Source organism: Umezawaea tangerina, from assembly GCF_003002815.1.
Taxonomy (GTDB): Bacteria; Actinomycetota; Actinomycetes; order Mycobacteriales; family Pseudonocardiaceae; genus Umezawaea; species Umezawaea tangerina.
In genome coordinates this window covers 51,893-69,185 of the sequence record NZ_PVTF01000007.1, presented here as the reverse complement: position 1 = coordinate 69,185, position 17,293 = coordinate 51,893, and the positions used below count along the sequence as shown (strand labels likewise).

Sequence of the window (17,293 nt, the reverse complement as noted above, 5' to 3'; positions counted from 1 at the left end):
GCGGGGCCGGTCGAACAGACCGGCGCCGCGCCGCCCGCGGGTCGGGGCCACCGGGGACTAGTGGGCGATGGTCGTGTCGACCGCCGGGAAGTCGAGCGTGGTCTCGCCGACGGAGTTGAAGTAGTTCGTGAAGGTGTTGAGCGCGACGGCGGCGACGATCTCGCCGATCTCGCCGTCGTCGTAGCCCGCGGCGCGGACGTCGGCGAGGGCGTCGTCGCTGACGAACCCCTTGGTGGTGATGACGGCGAGGGTGAACCGCAGGGCGGCCTCGACCTTCGGGTCGGCGGCGCGGGCGTGGCGGCCCGAGACGAGGTCCTCGTCGCTGACCCCGGCCTTGGCACCCAGGACGGTGTGGGCCGCCAGGCAGTACCCGCACTCGTTGGCCACGGCGGTGACGAGGGCGATCTGCTCCCGGACCGCGGCCGACAGCCGTCCCTTGGCCAGCGCGCCGCTGAAGGACAGGTAGGCGTCGAGCACGGCGGGCGAGGTCGCCATCGACTTCATCATGTTCGGGGTCACGCCGAGTGCGCGTTCGACCTTGCCCAGCAGTGCGCGGGCCTGGGGCTCGGCGGTGGCGGGGTCGACGACGGTGAGGCGGGGCATGGCATGTCCTTCCGGAGTTCCAGTTTGTTTGGCAGTGCCAAATGTATCGGTCGGAGCGAGGCGCGCAAGAGGTCGTGCGACACGTCACAAAGATCGTCGCGGGGGAATTTCCTTGGCGCGCAACGAGAACGGGCTTCGCGAACGGGTGATCCCGTTGCCGGCGCCCGAAACGCGGGACCGCGGTGCGTACTATGAAATTGAGAAGGAGTCCTACCTCGAGGCGGTTCGATGACGGGCGAGACCACCGGCGGCGCGGCCGACCTGGACCGGCGGCTGGCCGACGCCGTCGAACGGTTGGGCCACGGCCTGCGTTCGCTGGCCCAGCGCAGCGCCCGCGCGCAGGGGCTGTCCCCGTTGCAGCAGCAGGTGGTTCTCGCGCTCGCCGGGCAGCCCGCGGCGCGCCGCGAGGTCAACGCGCTCGCCGCGGAGTTCGACGTCACCACGCCGACCATGTCCGACGCGGTGGGAGCCTTGGAGCGCAAGCTGTTGCTGGCCCGGTCGCCCAGCTCCGACGGGCGCAGGCGCCTGCTCACCCTGACCGCGCAGGGCGAGGTCGTCGCCCGCGAGCTGGCCACGTGGGACGAGCCGTTGCTGACGGCACTGGCGAAGCTGCCGGTGGAAGACCGGGCGACCACATTGGACACCCTGCTCCACCTCATCGGCGACCTGCACCGCCGCGGGGTGGTGAGCGTGGCGCGGATGTGCACCACGTGCCGCTTCTTCAGCCCCGACGTGCACCCGGACCCGGCAGCGCCGCACCACTGCAACCTGCTGCGGACTCCGCTGCCGCTGGCCGAGCTGCGGACCGACTGCCCCGAGCACGAGCCCGCCACCGCGTAGCCGCGCGGACGGCGGGCGGACGCGGCGCGTTCAGAGCGCCCCGATCACCTCGCAGGCCTTGCGCACACCGGCCCCGTAGGCGGGATCCGCCTTGGCGCAGTGGGCGATGTGCCGTTCGACGGTCTCCGCCAACGCGCCCTTGATGGACCGCGCGGTGTTGTCGAACAGGGCTTGGCGCTGCTCCTGCGTCATCAGCCGGAAGAGGTCGCCGGGCTGCTCGAAGTAGTTGTCGTCGTCCTCGCGGAAGTCGAACCGGTCCGCGGTGCCGCCGACCGCCATGGCCGGTTCGGCGAAAGCGGGCTGCTCGCCCCAGCGGCCGAAGCTGTTCGGCTCGACACCGGGGACCCCGCCCTGGTTGCCGTCCACGCGCATGGCCCCGTCGCGGTGGTAGGAGTTGACCAGCCGCGCCGCCCGCGGGTGGTTGACGGGGATCTGGTGGTGGTTGACGCCGAGCCGGTAGCGGGCGGCGTCGCCGTAGGAGAACAGCCTGCCCTGCAACATCCTGTCGGGACTCAGGGAGATCCCCGGAACCACGTTGGCCGGGGTGAACGCGGCCTGCTCGACGTCGGCGAAGTAGTTCTCCGGGTTGCGGAGCAGTTCGAGCTCGCCCACCTCGATGAGCGGGTAGTCGCGCTTGCTCCACACCTTCGTCAGGTCGAACGGGTGGAACCGGTACCCCTGCGCGTCGGCCTCGGGCATGACCTGGACGTGCAGCGTCCACTTCGGGAACTCGCCGCGTTCGATGGCGTCGTGGAGGTCGCGCTGGTGCGACTCGCGGTCCCGGCCGATGAGGGCGCCCGCCTCCTCGTCGGTCAGGTTCCCGATCCCCTGCCGGGTGCGGAAGTGGAACTTCACCCAGTGCCGCTCGCCGTCGGCGTTGATCAGGCTGAAGGCGTGCGAGCCGAAACCGTGCATGTGGCGGTAGGACCGCGGGATGCCGCGGTCGCTCATCACGATCGTCACCTGGTGCAGCGCCTCGGGCAGCCTCGTCCAGAAGCCCCAGGTGTTCTCGGGGCTGCGCAGGTTCGTCCTCGGGTCGCGCTTCACCGCGCGGGCGAGGTCGGGGAACTTCAGCGGGTCGCGGAAGAAGAAGACCGGGGTGTTGTTGCCGACCACGTCCCAGTTGCCCTGCTGGGTGTAGAAGCGCACCGCGAACCCGCGGATGTCCCGCTCGGCGTCGGCCGCGCCCCGCTCCCCCGCCACCGTGGAGAAGCGCACGAAGGTCTCGCACTCGTTGCCGACCTCGCCGAACAGCGCGGCCTTGGTGTAGCGGGTGATGTCGCCGGTCACGGTGAACCGGCCGAAGGCACCGGACCCCTTCGCGTGCATCCGCCGCTCGGGCACGACCTCCCGGTCGAAGTGGGCCAGCTTCTCCAGCAGCCACAGGTCCTGGAGCAGGACCGGACCACGGGGTCCCGCGGTCACGCTGTTCTGGTTGTCGGCGACCGGGGCACCCGCGGCCGTGGTCAACGGGTCGATGTTGTCGTCGGAGGTCATCGCGGCTCTCTCGCTGTCGGGCCGTCGCGGATCGCGAGGCCAACTAGTTAGGACTCCTAGCGAGTCTGGCACGCCGGAGAGATCCGACGCAACAAGTCTTGATTGATTCCAGAAAAGACCTAAACTAGGTAGGAGTCCTAGCTAGATTGTGCCATGCTGCGGGAGACGACGCCCCGCGGCGGAAGGAGGTCACGTGCGAGCGGCAGTGGTCCAGCACGTCCCGTTCGAAGGTCCCGGCCTGATCGCCCCGGCGTTGGCGGCCGTCGGCGCCGACGTGCGGGTGGTCCGGGTCGACCAGGGGGAATCCCTGCCGGACGCGGCGCGGCTCGACGTGCTCGTCGTCCTCGGCGGCCCCATGGGAGCGCTCGACGACCACACCCACCCGCACCTGGCCCGTGAGCGGGAGCTCGTCGCGGAGTGCGTCCGCCGGGGCCTGCCGGTCCTGGGCGTCTGCCTCGGCGCCCAGCTCCTCGCCGCGGCCCTGGGCGCACGGGTGTGGCGCGGCCCCGAACCCGAGGTCGGCACCGGCCACGTCGAGCTCACCCCCGCCGGGTTCGCCGACCCGGTCCTGGGCCCGTCCGGCCCGCGGCTGCCGGTGGTGCACTGGCACCAGGACACCTTCGACCTGCCCGAGCACAGCGCCGCGCTGGCGTCCTCCGACCGGTACGCGCACCAGGCGTTCCGGGTCGGCGACTCCTACGGCCTGCAGTTCCACGTCGAGCTCGACCTCGACGCGCTCGGCCACGTCGCGCCCCACCTGCCGCCCGGCACCACCATCACCCCGGACGGGATCCGCTCGGTGGCGGTGCGGGGCGAGCAGGTGCTCAAGCGCTGGGCCGCGCACGTCGCCACCGTGACGGGCGACCGATGAGCCACCGCGCGGCCCGTGTGCTGGTCGTGTCGACGGGTGCCGTGCGGTCGGTGCCCTGGCACGGGCGCACCGTGGCCTCGGGCATCGGGAAGACGCCGGTCCACGCCCCCGTCGACGTCGGCGCGGCCGGTCTGGCGGGTGACGAGCAGGCCGACCTGGAGCACCACGGCGGGCCGGACAAGGCGGTCCTGGTCCACCCCGGCGAGCACTACCGGGCCTGGGCCGGACGGGTCGGCGACCTGGTGCCACCGGCGTTCGGCGAGAACCTGACCACCAGCGGACTCCTGGAGACCGACGCGGTGATCGGCTCGGTGTACGCCGTCGGCACCGCCGTGCTGCAGGTGACGCAGCCCCGCCGCCCCTGCTACAAGCTCGCCGCGCACAACGGGGTCGCCGACCTGGCGGTGCGGACCCAGCGCACCGGCAGGACCGGGTTCTACTGCCGGGTGCTGTGGCCGGGCACGCTCGAGGCGGGCCAGGCCATCGAGCTGCTGCACCGGCCGGACCACGGCGTCACCGCGGCCGAGGTGCACCGGGTCGTCAACGTCGACCGCGACGACCTGGCCGCAGCCCGCCGCCTCCTCGACCACCCCGACCTGCTGCCGTCCTCGTGGGTCGGCCTGCTCGACAAGCGCCTGGCGGGCCACGTCGACGACCAGGCCGCCCGGCTGCACGGCCGACCACCAGAAGGAGCTTGAGATGACCGTTCCCGCCACCGCGACGCAGGCGCCCCCGTGGGCGACCAGCCGCTGGTTCAACAGCGACCCCCTGGAACTGGCCGACCTGCGCGGTCGGGTTGTCGTCTTGGAGGCGTTCCAGATGCTCTGCCCCGGCTGCGTCGGGCACGCCCTGCCGCAGGCCACCCGGCTCGCCCGCACGTTCGGCGACGAGCTGGCCGTGGTCGGGCTGCACAGCGTGTTCGAGCACCACGAGGCCATGACGCCGACCAGCCTGGAGGCGTTCCTGCACGAGTACCGGATCGGGTTCCCGGTGGGGGTGGACGCCTACCGGGACGACGACCCCACGCCCGTCACCTTCTCCCGCTACCGGATGCGCGGCACCCCGTCCACGGTGCTGATCGACCAGGACGGTGTCGTCCGGAGCCACCAGTTCGGATCGGTCGACGACATGGCGATCGCCGCGGCCGTCGCCCGCCTGGTCGCGACCGGCCCCGTGGCCGACCTCGGCGGGGACGCGACGGGCGTGTGCGCCGTCGACAGGACCTGTTCCTAGCACCTGCATGATGACCGTCTGGTCCGAAGTGAGGAGTGCGGCGGTGCAAGAGGTCGAGTCGACGTCGGTCTTCCGGAGTGCGCCCTTCCTCCGGCTCTGGACGGGGACGACCGCGTCCGGTCTGGCGACCTGGGCGCTGCCGTTCATCCTCGGCCTGGCGGTGCTCGACCGGTCGATCGGCGCGGTGGAGCTGGGTGTGGTCCTGGCGGCGCGCACGGTGGGCTTCCTCGCCGCGGCGCCGGTGGCGGGGGTGTTGGCCGACCGGTACCCGCGGCGTCGTGTGGTGCTGTGGGCGGGCCTGGTCGCCGCGGGCGCCTCGCCGCTGATCGCGCTGGGCCTGGGGCGTTCGACGGTGCTGATGGCGGTGGCCGCCGCCGTGGCGGGAGCGGGGCAGGGCGCCTGCCGTCCCGCGTTCCAGGCGTTGACGGCCGAGGTCGTCGCGGCGGACCAGCGGCAGCGGGCGAACGCGGCCATGACGCTGTCGGTGCGGGTCACCACGCTGGTGGCGCCCGGACTCACCGCGCTGCTCGCGGTCGTCGTCGACACCTCCGCGCTGCTGGTCGGCACCGGGGTGCTGTGGCTGGGCGCCGCGCTCCTGCCGCCGAAGGGCACGGCCGCGGTCGTGGCGACCGGCTCCCGCTTCGCGGCCGACTTCGTCGCGGGTGTCCGGGAGGCCCGCGGGCACCCCTGGTTCCTGGCCGGTCTCGGCGCGCTGACCGCGGTGATCGCCACCGGGTACTCCGCCACCGGGGTGGCGCTGCCCCTGGTCAGCCGGGACCGGTACGGGACGGAGACCGTGCTCGCGGGCGCCCTGACCGCCTACACCCTCGGCGCGCTCGTCGGAGCGGTCCTCATCGCCCGCTGGCGACCGCGTGCCGAGGGGTGGGTGGCCCTCGCGGGTCTCGGCGTGTACGGGTTCGCGCCGCTGAGCCTGCTGCTCCCCGTCCCGGCGGTGGTCGTGGTGGGCGCCTACGTCGTGGCGGGGGTGGGGATCGAGCTGTTCAACGTGCCGTGGTTCACCGGGACGCAGCGCGAGGTCGACCCGAGGATGCTGGCGCGGGTGTCGTCGTTGGACTTCCTGCTGTCCTACGGCCTGGCACCGGTCGGCCTGGCGCTGATCGCCCCGGCGATCGACCACTTCGGACCGCGCCCGGTGCTGGCGGTGTGCGCGGTCGTCTGCTTCGCCGCACCCGCCGCCGCCGCGCTCGTGCCGTCGACGCGCGGGTTCCGCACGGTCACCCGTCGGCAGGCTGGTGGTCCGGGCAGGTGACCCGCAGCTGGGCGTCGCCGAAGGGCGCGTCCACGAAGTTGCAGTGGTGCGGGCGCGCCGCGTCGCGCGGGTGGGCGTCCGGGGCGAAGAACCGGCACGTCAGGCACATCCGCGAGACGGGGATCGCGTGGCGGTCCTGCAGCCCCTTCATGACCGCGGCGGTCCCGCGCAGCATCGCGGCGAGATCGGCCTCCGACAGCACCGCGAACGCCTCGCTCATCACCTGCGACGCGGCGCCGAGCCGGCGGGCCTCCTCCTCGCCTTCGGGGGTCAGCCGCACGACGACCGCCCTGGCGTCCGCCGGGTCGCGGACGCCTTCGACGAGCTTCTTGGCGCGCAACACCTTCACCGCGTCGGAGACCGTCGGCGGCGTGGACGCCAGCGCCGCCACGACGTCCCCCTGCCGCCTCGGCCCGGCCTGCTCGTCGAGGAACGCGATGATGTCGGCCTGCAACGGCGACAGGGTGTACGGCCCGCTGTTGCGCCACGCGTCCATCCGGATCGCCTGCCCCAACCGCGCCAGCCCGACCAGGAGCTGCTGTGCCGGTGGCACCCCTGGCACCTCCGACATGCGGCTCCTCCGCCGTGCGAACAAGGTGTCCCCGCGGGACGGTCACATCCTACGTGGCGCCGATCGCCCCGCAGGTCGGGTGCGGTACCCGTTCAGTCCACGATGGAGGAGACGTTGGCGCGATCCGCTCCGAGCCGGACGTAGAGCTCCGCCCACGCCTTGTCGTCGGCGGACGCGCCCGCGCCGTCGCAGAACGGCTTGCGCCCGTGCGCGGTGTAGTACCGCAGCAGGGGCAGCACCTCGTCCGAACGCCTCATGCCCTCGTCGGAGTACCGCGCGCCCGGAGCGGCCGGTTGGTGCCCGAGGCAGGTGATGTCCGCCTTGCCCTCGTCGTCGAAGACCGGGCCGGGTTCGGCCTGCGCGGTGCAGGCGGTCAGCGCGAGCAGCAACGCGCACAGAGCGGTGGTTCGGCGCACTGGTGGCTCCCTATCCGAGTCCGAGTGCGGCTCGTGCGGCCAGACCGAGGCCGACGACGAGCACGAGGGTGGCGGTGAGGACGGGCATCAGCGCGGTGAGGCCGCCGAGCCGGGCGCGGAACCGGTCCACGCGTTCCGCGGTCTCCAGCCGGTCGCGCAGGCGGACGAGCACGAGGCCGACGGCGGTCAGGGTGGCCGCCATGCCGAGTCCGTAGCCGAGGACCAGGAGGACGCCGAACCAGGTGCGGCCGAGGGCCACCGCGCCAAGGAGGACCACGAGTGCCGACGGACTGGGCACCAGTCCCCCGGCGACGCCCATGCCGATCAACCCGGATCGCCCGATCCCATGTCCGTGGCCGTGCCCATGTCCGTGGCCGTGCCCATGTCCGTGCCCGTGCCCGTGGCCATGCCCGTGTCCGTGGCCGTGCTCGACAGGTGCGCCTGCTCCGACCAGCACCGGTTCCGGGAGGTGCGCCGCCGCACGCTCGGCGGCGCGGCGCCGCAGCGCCGACACCAGCAGCGCCACCCCGATCCCCGCGACGAGCAACCCGCTGACCACACCCAGCAGGCTCAGCACTCCCTCGCCCGCCACGGCGCTGGAGGCGCTGATGAGCAACCCGAGCACGAGCACACCGGCGGTGTGGGTGATCGTCACGGTCGCCCCCACGACCACGGCGTCCTTCGTGGACCCCCGCTTGCCCGCGAGGTAGGCCGCGATCACCGTCTTGCCGTGTCCCGGCAGCGCGGCGTGCGACGCGCCGAGCAGCAGCGACAGCAGCACGGCGAGCAGCCCGACCACGGGCGTGAGGTCCCTGCTCCCCGCGAGGTCGGTGAACGTCGAGGTCGCGGACCCCACCACCGAGTCGAACGGACCGCTCCCCCGCCGAGGGGCGCCGGCGACCGCGCCGCTGGAGCCGGGACGTGCCCGCAGCTCGACGGAGCGGACGTCGAGCGGGTCGGCTAGCAGGTCGTCGGGGTAGCGGCGCAGCTCGTCGCTGGTGCTGGAGGTGGGCACCGGCGAGTCGGTCAGCGCGACACCGTCCCCCACGGCGGTCATCTCGCGCCAACCGATCCGGTCGGACCGGTAGGAGTCGCGCACCGACACCGTCGACTCGCGGTCGAGCGCGGCCGGGGCGTCGAACCGGCAGGTCAGCCTCGTGGTGGCGAGCCCGACCTCACCAGGTGGGAACTCGACGGCACTCGCGCGCACGGTCAGCGCGGCCGTCTTCCCGTCAACGGACACCTCGGTCCTGTCCCGCAAGGCGGCGCACTCGCGGTCGGCGTCGGTGACGGGCTCCTGCAGCGTGGGGATCTCCGCGATGTCGACGACCACGCGCAGGTCGACCCGATCGGGGCGCAGGGTGATGCCGGTGTGGTGGTTGACCGTGAAGTTGCCCAACGGGTGCGCGTCGGCCTGAGCCGGGGCGAACAGCAGGGCGGCGGCGCACAGGACGAGCAGTGCCAGGGGTTTCCTCATCGTGGGCTCCGCAGGTCGTCGAGTGCCCGCTGCGCCTGTGGGGCGTGCAGCGGGGAGAAGTGCGGGTTGGTGCGCAGTGCGGTGTCCAACGCGGTGACGGCCTCGTGGGAACGTCCCAGCGCGGCGAGGATCATGCCGCGGTGGAAGGAGAAGCCCGCGTCGACCTTGCCGAGCGCGGCGGCCTTGTCGGCGTACTCCAGGGCTTCCGCGTCGCGTCCGCCGAGGTGCAGCGCCCACGCGAGCGCGTCGGCGACCAGGACGTTGGGGCGCCTGGACCACTCGGCTTCGGCGTGGCGCAGCGCGGTGGCCGCGTCGCCGCGGTCGGCGGCCACCGCGGAGGCCGCCAGGTCGTCCACCGAGCCCGCGGCCGCCAGCACCTTCTCCTGCTGGGCCAGCACGTCGTACTGGTGGGCGGCGTCGTCGCCGCGGCCCGCGCTGGTCAGCAGCGCGGCGTACTCCTGGAGGTACTGCGGCAGCGGCACCCGGCTCGTGATGACCCGGTAGGCGGCGAGCGCCTCGTCGGTGCGACCGCGAGCCGCGGCCGTCTTCGCCTTGCCCTGGGCGAGACCGGTGTCGTTCGGGTCGGCCAGGAGCCCCTGGTCGTAGTGCTCGTCGGCGAGGTCGAGGTCACCGGAGCCGAACGCGAGCTCGCCCAGGTAGTACTGGCAGAAGGCGATGTCGTCGGGTCCGGTGGCGTCCTGGAGTGCCCGGTCGAGCGCTTGGCGGGCCTCGTCGGTGCGGCCGTGGAGCTCGAGGTCGTAGGAGGCCCTGGTGAACGCGGGCACACCGGGTTCGAGGTCGAGCATCCGCTGGACGGCGGCGGTGGCCGCGGCGGTGTCGCCGAGCTGGGTGTAGGCGTCCGCGAGCACGCCGTGGGCCTCGGCGGTGTCGGGCAGCGCGGTCCGCGCGCGCAGGCCCCAGTCGCGGGCGGCGGCGAAGTCGTGGCGGGCGTTGGCCAGCGAGCCCATGCCGATGAGCGCGGGCCCGTTCTCGGGACGTTGGGCCAGCGACCTCTCCAGTGCTCCCTGGGCCTTGGCGTAGTAGGAGGGGTCGGCGGTGATCCGGGCCTGCTCCACGTACGCGGAGCCCAGCTGGGCCCACGTCGCCGGGTCGTCCGGTGTCGTGCGCAGCCTGGACTGCGCGGAGGAGATGGCACGCGAGAGAGCCGTCTCGGCGACCGGCGCGGACGCGGGTGGCGGCGCCGCGGGGGCGGGGCGCAGGAGGGTGGCGGCGGTGGTGCCGAGCAGGACGGCGCCGCCGACGATGGCGACGATGGCGAGCAGCCGCCTGCGGCCGCTGGGGGAAGGCATCGGGGAGACCTCCGGGTCGGTGCAGGCCCCGTGGCGCGCGGGAGAGGCGCGCCACGGGGAGGAACAGCTAGGCCGTGGCCGGAGCGGTCGTCCACCGCGGACGCCGCCGGAGCAGCCACGCGCCGGACCCGATCAGCAGGGCCGCGAGCAGCACGTTGAGCACCGGACCGGCCGGGAACCCACCGCCGCCACCACCGGGAGGCGTCGCGGCGCCACCCGACTGCGTGTTGACCCCGGTGTTGGCGGGCAGTGCGACGTACGGGAACGACGTGCCGAACGCCTTGTCGTTGGCGTTCACCGCGTCACCCGCCGCCAGCGCGGGCACGATCCCGCTCACGGCCGCGCCCTCGAGCGCCTGCACCTCGATGTCGACCACGTCGTCGGTCAGCCTGCGACCGTTCGGGTAGCCCTGCAGGTCGTTCGCCAGCACGCCCAGCCGGTTGGGCTGCGCGGCCACCGGCACCGAGGTGTTGAGCCGCAGCTGCTCGGAGGGCACGAACCGCTTCGGGTTCACGTCCGCGTTGTCGAGCTGCGAGTTCAGGTCCGCCTTGATCGGACCCGGCGTCTTCGTGGTGATGCCCGTCAGGAAGATCTCCACCAGGTCGGTGCGCGGAGCGGCGGGCGCGGGCAGCCCGTAGATGCCCTGGATCAGCCTGGGCACCTCGGGGTCGGTCACCCGGCTGACCAGGTCGGGGACCTTCGCGTCCTGGTCGGGGGTCAGGGAGTTGAACTTGTCCTTGAGCCCCGCGGGCACGACGACCTCGTTGACCAGCGGGTTGCCCAGCCGCGAGACCTGGACGAACGGTCCGAGCGGCTTGGACTGGCCCGGCGTGAGCAGCATGGACTGCCGCTCGGTGTCGCTCCACACGCCGATCACCGGGTTGCGCGTCGCGTCGCCCTTGAGCGCCAACGCGGACTTCGGCACCTGCAAGGCGATCGTGTTCACGTTGTAGCCCTTGAGCGTGTCCTGCCCGACCTCGGACAGGTTGCCGCCGTAGAGCAGGTCGAACACCCGCAGGTCGAGGAAGAACGAGTCGTCGGCCTGCCCGACGAACGACTTCCCGCCACCCGGCACGTCCGTGATCGCCTGGTTCCGCAGCGTCCCGTAGTCCGGCATCGACGCCGCGCCGGTGTTGGACGGTGCGACCGGGCCCGATCTGACCAGCCGCTTCGAACGCCCGTTCCCGTCGATGACCTCCAGCGTGTAGCTCTGCCGGAACAGCAGGTTCTCGTCGTCGAGCGAGGTGACGGGTCCGTTGTCGTAGAGGAAGGTCGACTTCCCGCGCTTGTCCTGGTTGGTGAACGTCCACCGGTAGGTCAGGTCGGGGCGCGCGTCGCCGTCGTTGTCGATGTTGATGTCGTAGCGGGCGTCGGTCGCCCACGGGTAGAAGTTCGGGCCGCCGTTGGGCTCCTGGAACGGGTACCAGTTCGCCACCAGGGTGACGGTGTCCGGCTTGTCGGGGCTGACGAACGCGTACACGTCGGTGTTGTCCACCGGCGGGTCGCCCGCGATCAGCGGGGCTTCCCGGTGGCTCGACGCCCCGGCCGTGCCGGGCCCGAACCCGACCAGACCGGCGGTGAGCAAGGTGCTACCAGCCGCGATCAACGCGACCGCCACACGTCGCCTGCGACGTGGGCGAGGCGGTGCTGACATGCTCCATCCCTTCATCCGCGGACGGCACGACGCCGCGGCCCGCGGAGTTCACGATCAGATCGAATACCGCCCGACTCCCTCGTCGGACGATCGCATGTCATTCGAAACGGGGCGTGACGCGGTTCACTTTTCGACGAAAAATCATCCGCACGAGGTTATCGCAGAACTTTTGCAACAAGAGCGGCGGATTCTTGCACGAATTCTTCTCCGGCTCAAATATGAATGCTGTTCGTCAATTTGTCCCGGTGACCCGGAGTGGACGAAGTGGACGGTCACCGCCACGAGCGTGGACCCCGACCAGGGCACGCACCCACCACCCTCGGCACCAAGATCGGCCTCGACCCGCGAATTCCGCCGCCACACCGCGGGAGCGCCCCGGAAGATCGCCCGATCGGCGGACGTGTTTTCGAGCGCCCCTCCGCACAGCGGATCAGGACCGTTCTTCAGACCTCATTCCCCACCCCTGACGGACGAGGACTTGCCGGTAGGCGGAAATCCCGGACCCGCGCAATTCGCGAATCCGGGATTTCCGCACACCGACCCGAGCGACCTCGGCGTCGACGTGGAGCGGCTGCGCCTACCCCTTGTTGCCGGTGAGCGCCAAGCCCCCGGCGAGGCCGACCATCATGACGCCGCCGCTCGCGCGCATGGCCGACATGCGGCGCGGGGACCGGGCGAACCACGCGCGCGCGGTGCCTGCGAGCAGCGCCCAGGCCGCGTCGAACACGAACGCGATCGTGATGAACAGCAGGCTGAGGACCAGCATCTGGAACGGGATGGAACCCGCCTCGAAGCTCACGAACTGCGGCAGCACGGCGACGAAGAACACGATGGTCTTCGGGTTCGTCACGCCCACGGCGAAACCCTGGCGCAGCATGGCCGCGGGCCTCACCACGCGCCGGTCCGACTCCACGTCGCCCGCGCCGCCCTCCTTGCGGTGGCGGATCGCCTGCACGCCGAGGAAGAGGAGGTACACCGCCCCGAGCAGCTTGATGGCGGTGAACAGCATGATGGACCCGGCCACGATCGAGCCCACTCCGAACGCGACCGCCGCCGCGAGCACGAGTGCCCCGAGCTCGTTGCCCAGCACGCTCATCAGAGCACCGCGCCGCCCGTAGGACAGCGCGCGGCCGATCACGAAGAGCACGCTCGGTCCGGGGATGACGATGAGCACGAACGAGGTCAGCGCGAACGCCACCAGTGCTTCCGACGTGGGCATGGGGTGATCCTACCGATCCGGGGGTGCCGCCGGGCAAGCATCACCGCCCCCTAGCCGCGGACCACCGCGTCGGTGACCCGGTCCGCGGCCGCCCGGAAGCGGTCGTCGTCGATGCCGACCCTCGCGCACACCGCCGCCGTGGCCACCCCCGCGGCTGAGGCGATGTCCTGGACGGTCGTGGCGACGACGCCCTGGTCGACCGCCCCCGTCGGCGCTTCTCCTGGAACCGCTCTCGCCCCTACCGTCCGGCGGACCCTCGGTACACCCCCGACTGCTGAGCACAGGAGCGCCCGTGGAAGACCTGACGACGGACCGGCGCGGATCCGCGGTGCGGTCGACGCTGGCGTCACCGCTGTACCGGGGCGCCGCGATGGCGTTGTTCCTGTCCGGGCTCGGGTTCTCGGCCGCGGCGCCGCGGATCGCGTCGTTCCTGGTCGACGAGCTGGGCGGGTCGCTGACCGCGGCGGGGCTGTTCTACCTGACCAACCTCACCGCGCCGGTGGCCGGTTACCTGGTGGGGGCGCGGTCGGACCGCACCGGTCACCGCCTGGGGCTGTTCCGCGGGTGCGCGGTCGCGGGCTTCGCCGGGTGGGTGGGGATCGCGTGCTCGACGCGGCTGTGGATGCCCTACGTCCTGAGCGCCGTCGTGCTCGCGTTCGCCGGTGCCGCCACCTCGCAGCTGTTCGCCGCCGTCCACGACGAGATGACGGCCCACCCCCGTCCGGGTGACGACGGGGTGGTGGCCGTGGTGCGGATGGCGTTGACGGCGGGCTGGGTGGTCGGCCCGGTGGCGGGCTCCTTCCTGGCCGCGCACACGTCGTCGCGCACGATGCTGGTCGCGACGGCGGTCTGCACGCTCGCCCAGGTGGTCCCGATCGGGACCCTGCGGGCACCGCGGGTCGAGGCGGCGCCCGCGGCGGTGGGAGAGGTCCTGCGCGGCCCCGGTGTGCGGGCGATGCTGCCGCTGCTCGCCTTCACGGCGCTCTACGTCCTGGTCTACGCCGGGGAGTCGATCAAGTACGCGTACCTGCCGATCTACATGGACGACCGGCTCGCGTTCCCCGCCGGGCTCAGCGGCGCGGTGATCGGGATCCAGCCGCTGGTCGAGATCGTCCTGATGCCGCTGGCCGTGGTCGTGGCGCGGCGGACCGGGATGCTGCGCCTGATGGTGCTCGGCGCCGGTCTCGGGGTCGCCGCGAACCTCTGCTTCGCGTTGACCGGCACCGCCGCGGGGCTGTTCGCGGGACAGGTCTTCATGGGCGGGGTGTGGGGCGTCTTCGCCGCGCTCGGGATCATCGTCGCCCAGCGGCTGCTCCCGACGGCCGTGGCCACCGCCTCGGCCGTCTTCCTGAGCTCGACCGCGCTGAGCTCCGCGCTGGGCGGGCTGGCGGGCGGGATCGGCGCCGCCGGGATGGGGCTGCCGCTGGTGTTCCTCATCCCGGCCGCGCTCGCCCTCGCCGCGACCGCCGGCCTGGCCGTCATGGCCCGCTCAGCGGGGCGCGACCGCTGAGCCCGGCCCAGTGCTGTCGCGCACCACCAGCTCGACGGGCAGGCGCCGCCGGTACCCGGAGGCGATGGTGCCGTCGAGCAGCAGCCGGGTCGCCGCGACCGCCATCTCCTCCACCGGCATGCGCATCGTGGTCAACGGCGGGTTCGCGCACACCGCGGCCACGCTGTCGTCGAACCCCACGACGGCCACGTCGTCGGGGACCTTCCGGCCGAGCGCGGTGATCGCCTGCACGGCGCCCGCCGCCATGAGGTCGCAGGCCACGAACACCGCGTCGACCTCCGGGTGCGCCGCCAGCAGCCTGCGCGCGGCGAGGTGGCCGTCCTCCCGCCGGAACTCCCCGCGCTCGACGAACTCGGGCAGCCCGAGCTCACGGATCGCGCGCAGGTAGCCCTCCTCGCGCTCGCGGGCGTCCGCGCTGTGCCCCGGACCGTGGACGGCCGCGATCCGCCGCCTGCCCGACCGGTGCAGGTACTCGACGGCCGCGTGCGCGCCACCGGCGTTGTCGGCCTCGACCGCGGGCATCGACGACGACGTCGCCGCCAAGGACACCACCCGGCGGCACCGCTGCCGGAACCTCAGGGCAGCGGCGAGCGGGACGTCGGCCAGCACCACGCCGACGGTGGCCCGCGCCGCGATCGCGTCCACCGCGGCGAAGTCGTCGGGACTGGACAGGGCCTGCACGCGGACCTGCACGTCGGTGCCCTCCAACGCCGAGGTGACCCCGGCCAGCACCCGGCTGTAGTACGGGTGCGACCCCAGCCACTCGACGACCGGCCCGTTCGTGATGGCCACGACGTCCACCGCCCGCTGCCGCCCGGACGCCAGCGCCCGCGCCGTCTGGTCGGGCTCGTACCCCAGCTCGGCCATCGCCCGGCGCACCCGCTCCCGCACCCGCGGGGAGGCACCGGGCTCGTTGTTCATGACCCGCGACACCGTCGCCCGCGAGACGTCCGCCCGCTCCGCGACATCGCTGATCGTCGGCTTCGACCTGCCCACCCCGCACCCCTTCCGCACCGCGCCACCGGGACTCTGCCAGTTCCCGGCGCGGCGGGTCGGTCCGCCGCGGGAACGGGTGCGTCAGGAGAACGCGGCGAGGTGGTCGGTGGCGAACCGCTCGAACGACCGCGCGCGCCTGCCCAGGATCGCGGGCACGTCGTCGGTGACCCAGTCGGAGTCCCCTTCGGCGAACAGGGAGAGCGCCTGGGCGTTCATCGCGGCGACCGCCTCCGGGACGCCGACGTCGACCATCGCCCGCTTCTGCTCCTCGAACGTGAGGGGGTGAAAGGTGATCGTCCTGCCGAGCACCCTCGTGAGCACGGCCGCCGCGTCCGCGTAGGACAGGCTCTCGGGACCGGTGGGCCAGTAGGTCTTCCCCGCGTGCGCGGCGGGCGCGACGGCGATCTCCGCGGCGACGGCGGCCACGTCGCGCGTGTCCACCATGCCGACGCGACCGTCGCCCGTGGACGAGCCGAACCCGTCGGTCCTGGCGATCCCTGGTGCCAGCATGAGGAAGTTCTGCATGTAGGCGTTGTTGCGCAGCAGGGTGCAGCCGAGACCGGAGGCGGTCAGGGCGTCCTCGATCCCGGCCTGGTGGCGCCGCCGCGGGATCGGCGAGTCCGCCGAGGCCTTGCTGGTGATCTTCACGACGTGACCGACTCCCGCGTGGACGGCGCTGTCGACGACGGCCACCTCCTGGGCGGGGACCGCCGGGCTCACCAGCACGACGGCCGAGACGCCCTTGACCGCCGCGTCGACGTCGGCCCGCTCCGCCAGGTCGCCCCGGACGACCTCGACGCCGTCCCGTTCCAGCGCGGCCGCCTTCACCGGGTCGCGGACCAGGACCCGCACGGGCACCTCCCGGCGGGCCAGCAGCCGCGCCGCCTCCGCGCCGACCTTTCCCGCGGTGGTGATGAGGATCATGACGGCTTCTCCTGTCGGTCGACGCGGGGGTGGTCCCCGGACATTCGTAGAGTAGACCCCAATTTTAGGGTTGACTACAAATATCGACCGGCGGAAGCGGACGATGGTCTCCGGGGTCGCCCTCGGAGACCGTCCGCGCGGAGGAGCCCGCGGCGCGGCCGGCGCTCAGACGCTCTGACCGCCGCTGAGGTCGACGATGCTCCCGGTCGCCCACCGGAAGCCGTCGGACAGGATGGCCGGGACGGCCGCGGCGATGTCGTCGACCGCGGCGATCCGGTTCCACGCGATGGTGTGCGCGGCCAGGTCCTGGACCTGCGGCGAGTGCATGATGCCGCCGCCGAAGTCGGTGTCCACCGCTCCGCCCATCAACGCGTTCACCGCGATCGACCGGTCCGCCAGCTCGACGGCCTGGTAGCGGGTGAGCACCTCGACCGCGCCCTTCACGGCCGCGTAGGCGGACATCCCCGGCACGACGCCGCGGGTCAGCGCGGTGGTCACGTTGAGCACCCGCCCGCCCTCGTTGATCAGCGGCAGCAGCCGCTGGGTCAGGAAGTACGGGCCCTTGAGGTTGGTCGCCACCAGCTCGTCGAACTGCTCGGGCGTTGTCTCCGCGTACGGCGCGTGGATGCCGATGCCCGCGTTGTTCACGAGGTGGTCGATCCGCTCGACGCCGTACCGCTCGCGCACGGTCGCCCGCACCGCCTCGACGAACTCCGGGAACGTCTCGTGCCGGGCGGTGTCGAGGCGCAGGAACGGCAGGTCCGCGTTCGGCGGCTCGGTGGTCCGGTAGGTGCCCAGCACCGCCATGCCCGCCTCGGCGAGCCGTCGGGCCATGCCCCGCCCCAGCCCTCGGCTCGCCCCGGTGACGAGCACGATCTTCTGGTCCGCCATGAGAAGCACTC

Annotated in this window: 17 protein-coding genes; 6 read left to right on the top strand and 11 right to left on the bottom strand. The window is 72.7% G+C overall.

The window, feature by feature from the left end; translation table 11 throughout:
* Positions 1-57: 57 nt before the first annotated feature.
* Complete coding sequence (locus tag CLV43_RS23450) at positions 58-603, bottom strand: carboxymuconolactone decarboxylase family protein (protein WP_106189437.1); 546 nt, start codon at positions 601-603, stop codon at positions 58-60.
* A gap of 228 nt (positions 604-831) precedes the next feature.
* Here CLV43_RS23450 and CLV43_RS23445 point away from each other — a divergent pair, with 228 nt between their 5' ends.
* A complete protein-coding gene (locus tag CLV43_RS23445) occupies positions 832-1,443 on the top strand; it encodes a MarR family winged helix-turn-helix transcriptional regulator (RefSeq protein ID WP_106189436.1) in 612 nt (203 codons plus the stop codon).
* A gap of 30 nt (positions 1,444-1,473) precedes the next feature.
* Here CLV43_RS23445 and CLV43_RS23440 read toward each other — a convergent pair whose 3' ends face one another.
* Complete coding sequence (locus tag CLV43_RS23440) at positions 1,474-2,940, bottom strand: catalase (protein WP_106189435.1); 1,467 nt, start codon at positions 2,938-2,940, stop codon at positions 1,474-1,476.
* Positions 2,941-3,133: 193 nt separating this feature from the next.
* Between CLV43_RS23440 and CLV43_RS23435 the strand changes: the two genes are divergently transcribed.
* Genes CLV43_RS23435 through CLV43_RS23420 form a run of 4 tightly spaced genes read left to right on the top strand, consistent with a single transcriptional unit; the run spans position 3,134 to position 6,314 of the window.
* Entirely contained in the window at positions 3,134-3,811 is a 678-nt protein-coding gene (locus CLV43_RS23435) for a type 1 glutamine amidotransferase (protein ID WP_211304508.1), read from the top strand.
* Positions 3,808-4,509: an MOSC domain-containing protein gene (locus CLV43_RS23430; protein WP_106189434.1), complete on the top strand. Its 702-nt coding sequence runs from the start codon at positions 3,808-3,810 to the stop codon at positions 4,507-4,509. The genes CLV43_RS23435 and CLV43_RS23430 overlap by 4 nt, the downstream gene beginning before the upstream one ends.
* Before the next feature lies 1 nt (position 4,510).
* Entirely contained in the window at positions 4,511-5,044 is a 534-nt protein-coding gene (locus CLV43_RS23425) for a redoxin domain-containing protein (protein ID WP_106189433.1), read from the top strand.
* A gap of 7 nt (positions 5,045-5,051) precedes the next feature.
* A complete protein-coding gene (locus CLV43_RS23420) occupies positions 5,052-6,314 on the top strand; it encodes an MFS transporter (RefSeq protein ID WP_425445769.1) in 1,263 nt (420 codons plus the stop codon).
* Here the strand turns inward: CLV43_RS23420 and CLV43_RS23415 are convergent.
* The 6 genes from CLV43_RS23415 to CLV43_RS23390 form a co-directional block, all read right to left on the bottom strand.
* Positions 6,280-6,885: a MarR family winged helix-turn-helix transcriptional regulator gene (locus CLV43_RS23415; protein ID WP_106189432.1), complete on the bottom strand. Its 606-nt coding sequence runs from the start codon at positions 6,883-6,885 to the stop codon at positions 6,280-6,282. The two genes, CLV43_RS23420 and CLV43_RS23415, sit on opposite strands and share 35 nt — an antisense overlap.
* Positions 6,886-6,977: 92 nt before the next feature.
* On the bottom strand, positions 6,978-7,301 hold the full coding sequence (locus CLV43_RS23410; protein ID WP_106189431.1) for a hypothetical protein: 324 nt from the start codon (positions 7,299-7,301) through the stop codon (positions 6,978-6,980).
* Positions 7,302-7,311: 10 nt separating this feature from the next.
* Positions 7,312-8,778, bottom strand: coding sequence for a nickel/cobalt transporter (locus tag CLV43_RS23405; RefSeq protein WP_106189430.1), 1,467 nt, complete (start codon positions 8,776-8,778; stop codon positions 7,312-7,314).
* On the bottom strand, positions 8,775-10,088 hold the full coding sequence (locus CLV43_RS23400; RefSeq protein ID WP_106189429.1) for a tetratricopeptide repeat protein: 1,314 nt from the start codon (positions 10,086-10,088) through the stop codon (positions 8,775-8,777). The genes CLV43_RS23405 and CLV43_RS23400 overlap by 4 nt, the downstream gene beginning before the upstream one ends.
* Before the next feature lie 67 nt (positions 10,089-10,155).
* The gene (locus CLV43_RS23395) at positions 10,156-11,673 is read right to left on the bottom strand and encodes a DUF4331 domain-containing protein (RefSeq protein ID WP_245886879.1); all 1,518 of its coding nucleotides are present in this window, start codon (positions 11,671-11,673) and stop codon (positions 10,156-10,158) included.
* Between the two features lie 646 nt (positions 11,674-12,319).
* Positions 12,320-12,961, bottom strand: coding sequence for a LysE family translocator (locus CLV43_RS23390; protein WP_106189427.1), 642 nt, complete (start codon positions 12,959-12,961; stop codon positions 12,320-12,322).
* Positions 12,962-13,253: 292 nt separating this feature from the next.
* On the opposite strand from CLV43_RS23390, the gene CLV43_RS23385 reads away from it, so the two are divergent.
* On the top strand, positions 13,254-14,471 hold the full coding sequence (locus tag CLV43_RS23385) for an MFS transporter (RefSeq protein ID WP_211304507.1): 1,218 nt from the start codon (positions 13,254-13,256) through the stop codon (positions 14,469-14,471).
* On the opposite strand, the gene CLV43_RS23380 is transcribed toward CLV43_RS23385, so the two are convergent.
* The 3 genes from CLV43_RS23380 to CLV43_RS23370 all read right to left on the bottom strand — a co-directional run bounded on the left by CLV43_RS23380 (position 14,451) and on the right by CLV43_RS23370 (position 17,282).
* Positions 14,451-15,467, bottom strand: a complete 1,017-nt coding sequence (locus CLV43_RS23380) for a LacI family DNA-binding transcriptional regulator (RefSeq protein WP_170155978.1) — start codon at positions 15,465-15,467, stop codon at positions 14,451-14,453. The genes CLV43_RS23385 and CLV43_RS23380 overlap by 21 nt on opposite strands.
* Before the next feature lie 81 nt (positions 15,468-15,548).
* Positions 15,549-16,391 (bottom strand): NmrA family NAD(P)-binding protein, encoded by an 843-nt coding sequence (locus CLV43_RS23375; RefSeq protein ID WP_106189425.1) that lies wholly within the window; start codon positions 16,389-16,391, stop codon positions 15,549-15,551.
* A 165-nt stretch (positions 16,392-16,556) separates the two neighbouring features.
* Positions 16,557-17,282 (bottom strand): SDR family NAD(P)-dependent oxidoreductase, encoded by a 726-nt coding sequence (locus tag CLV43_RS23370; protein ID WP_106189424.1) that lies wholly within the window; start codon positions 17,280-17,282, stop codon positions 16,557-16,559.
* Positions 17,283-17,293: the final 11 nt, after the last annotated feature.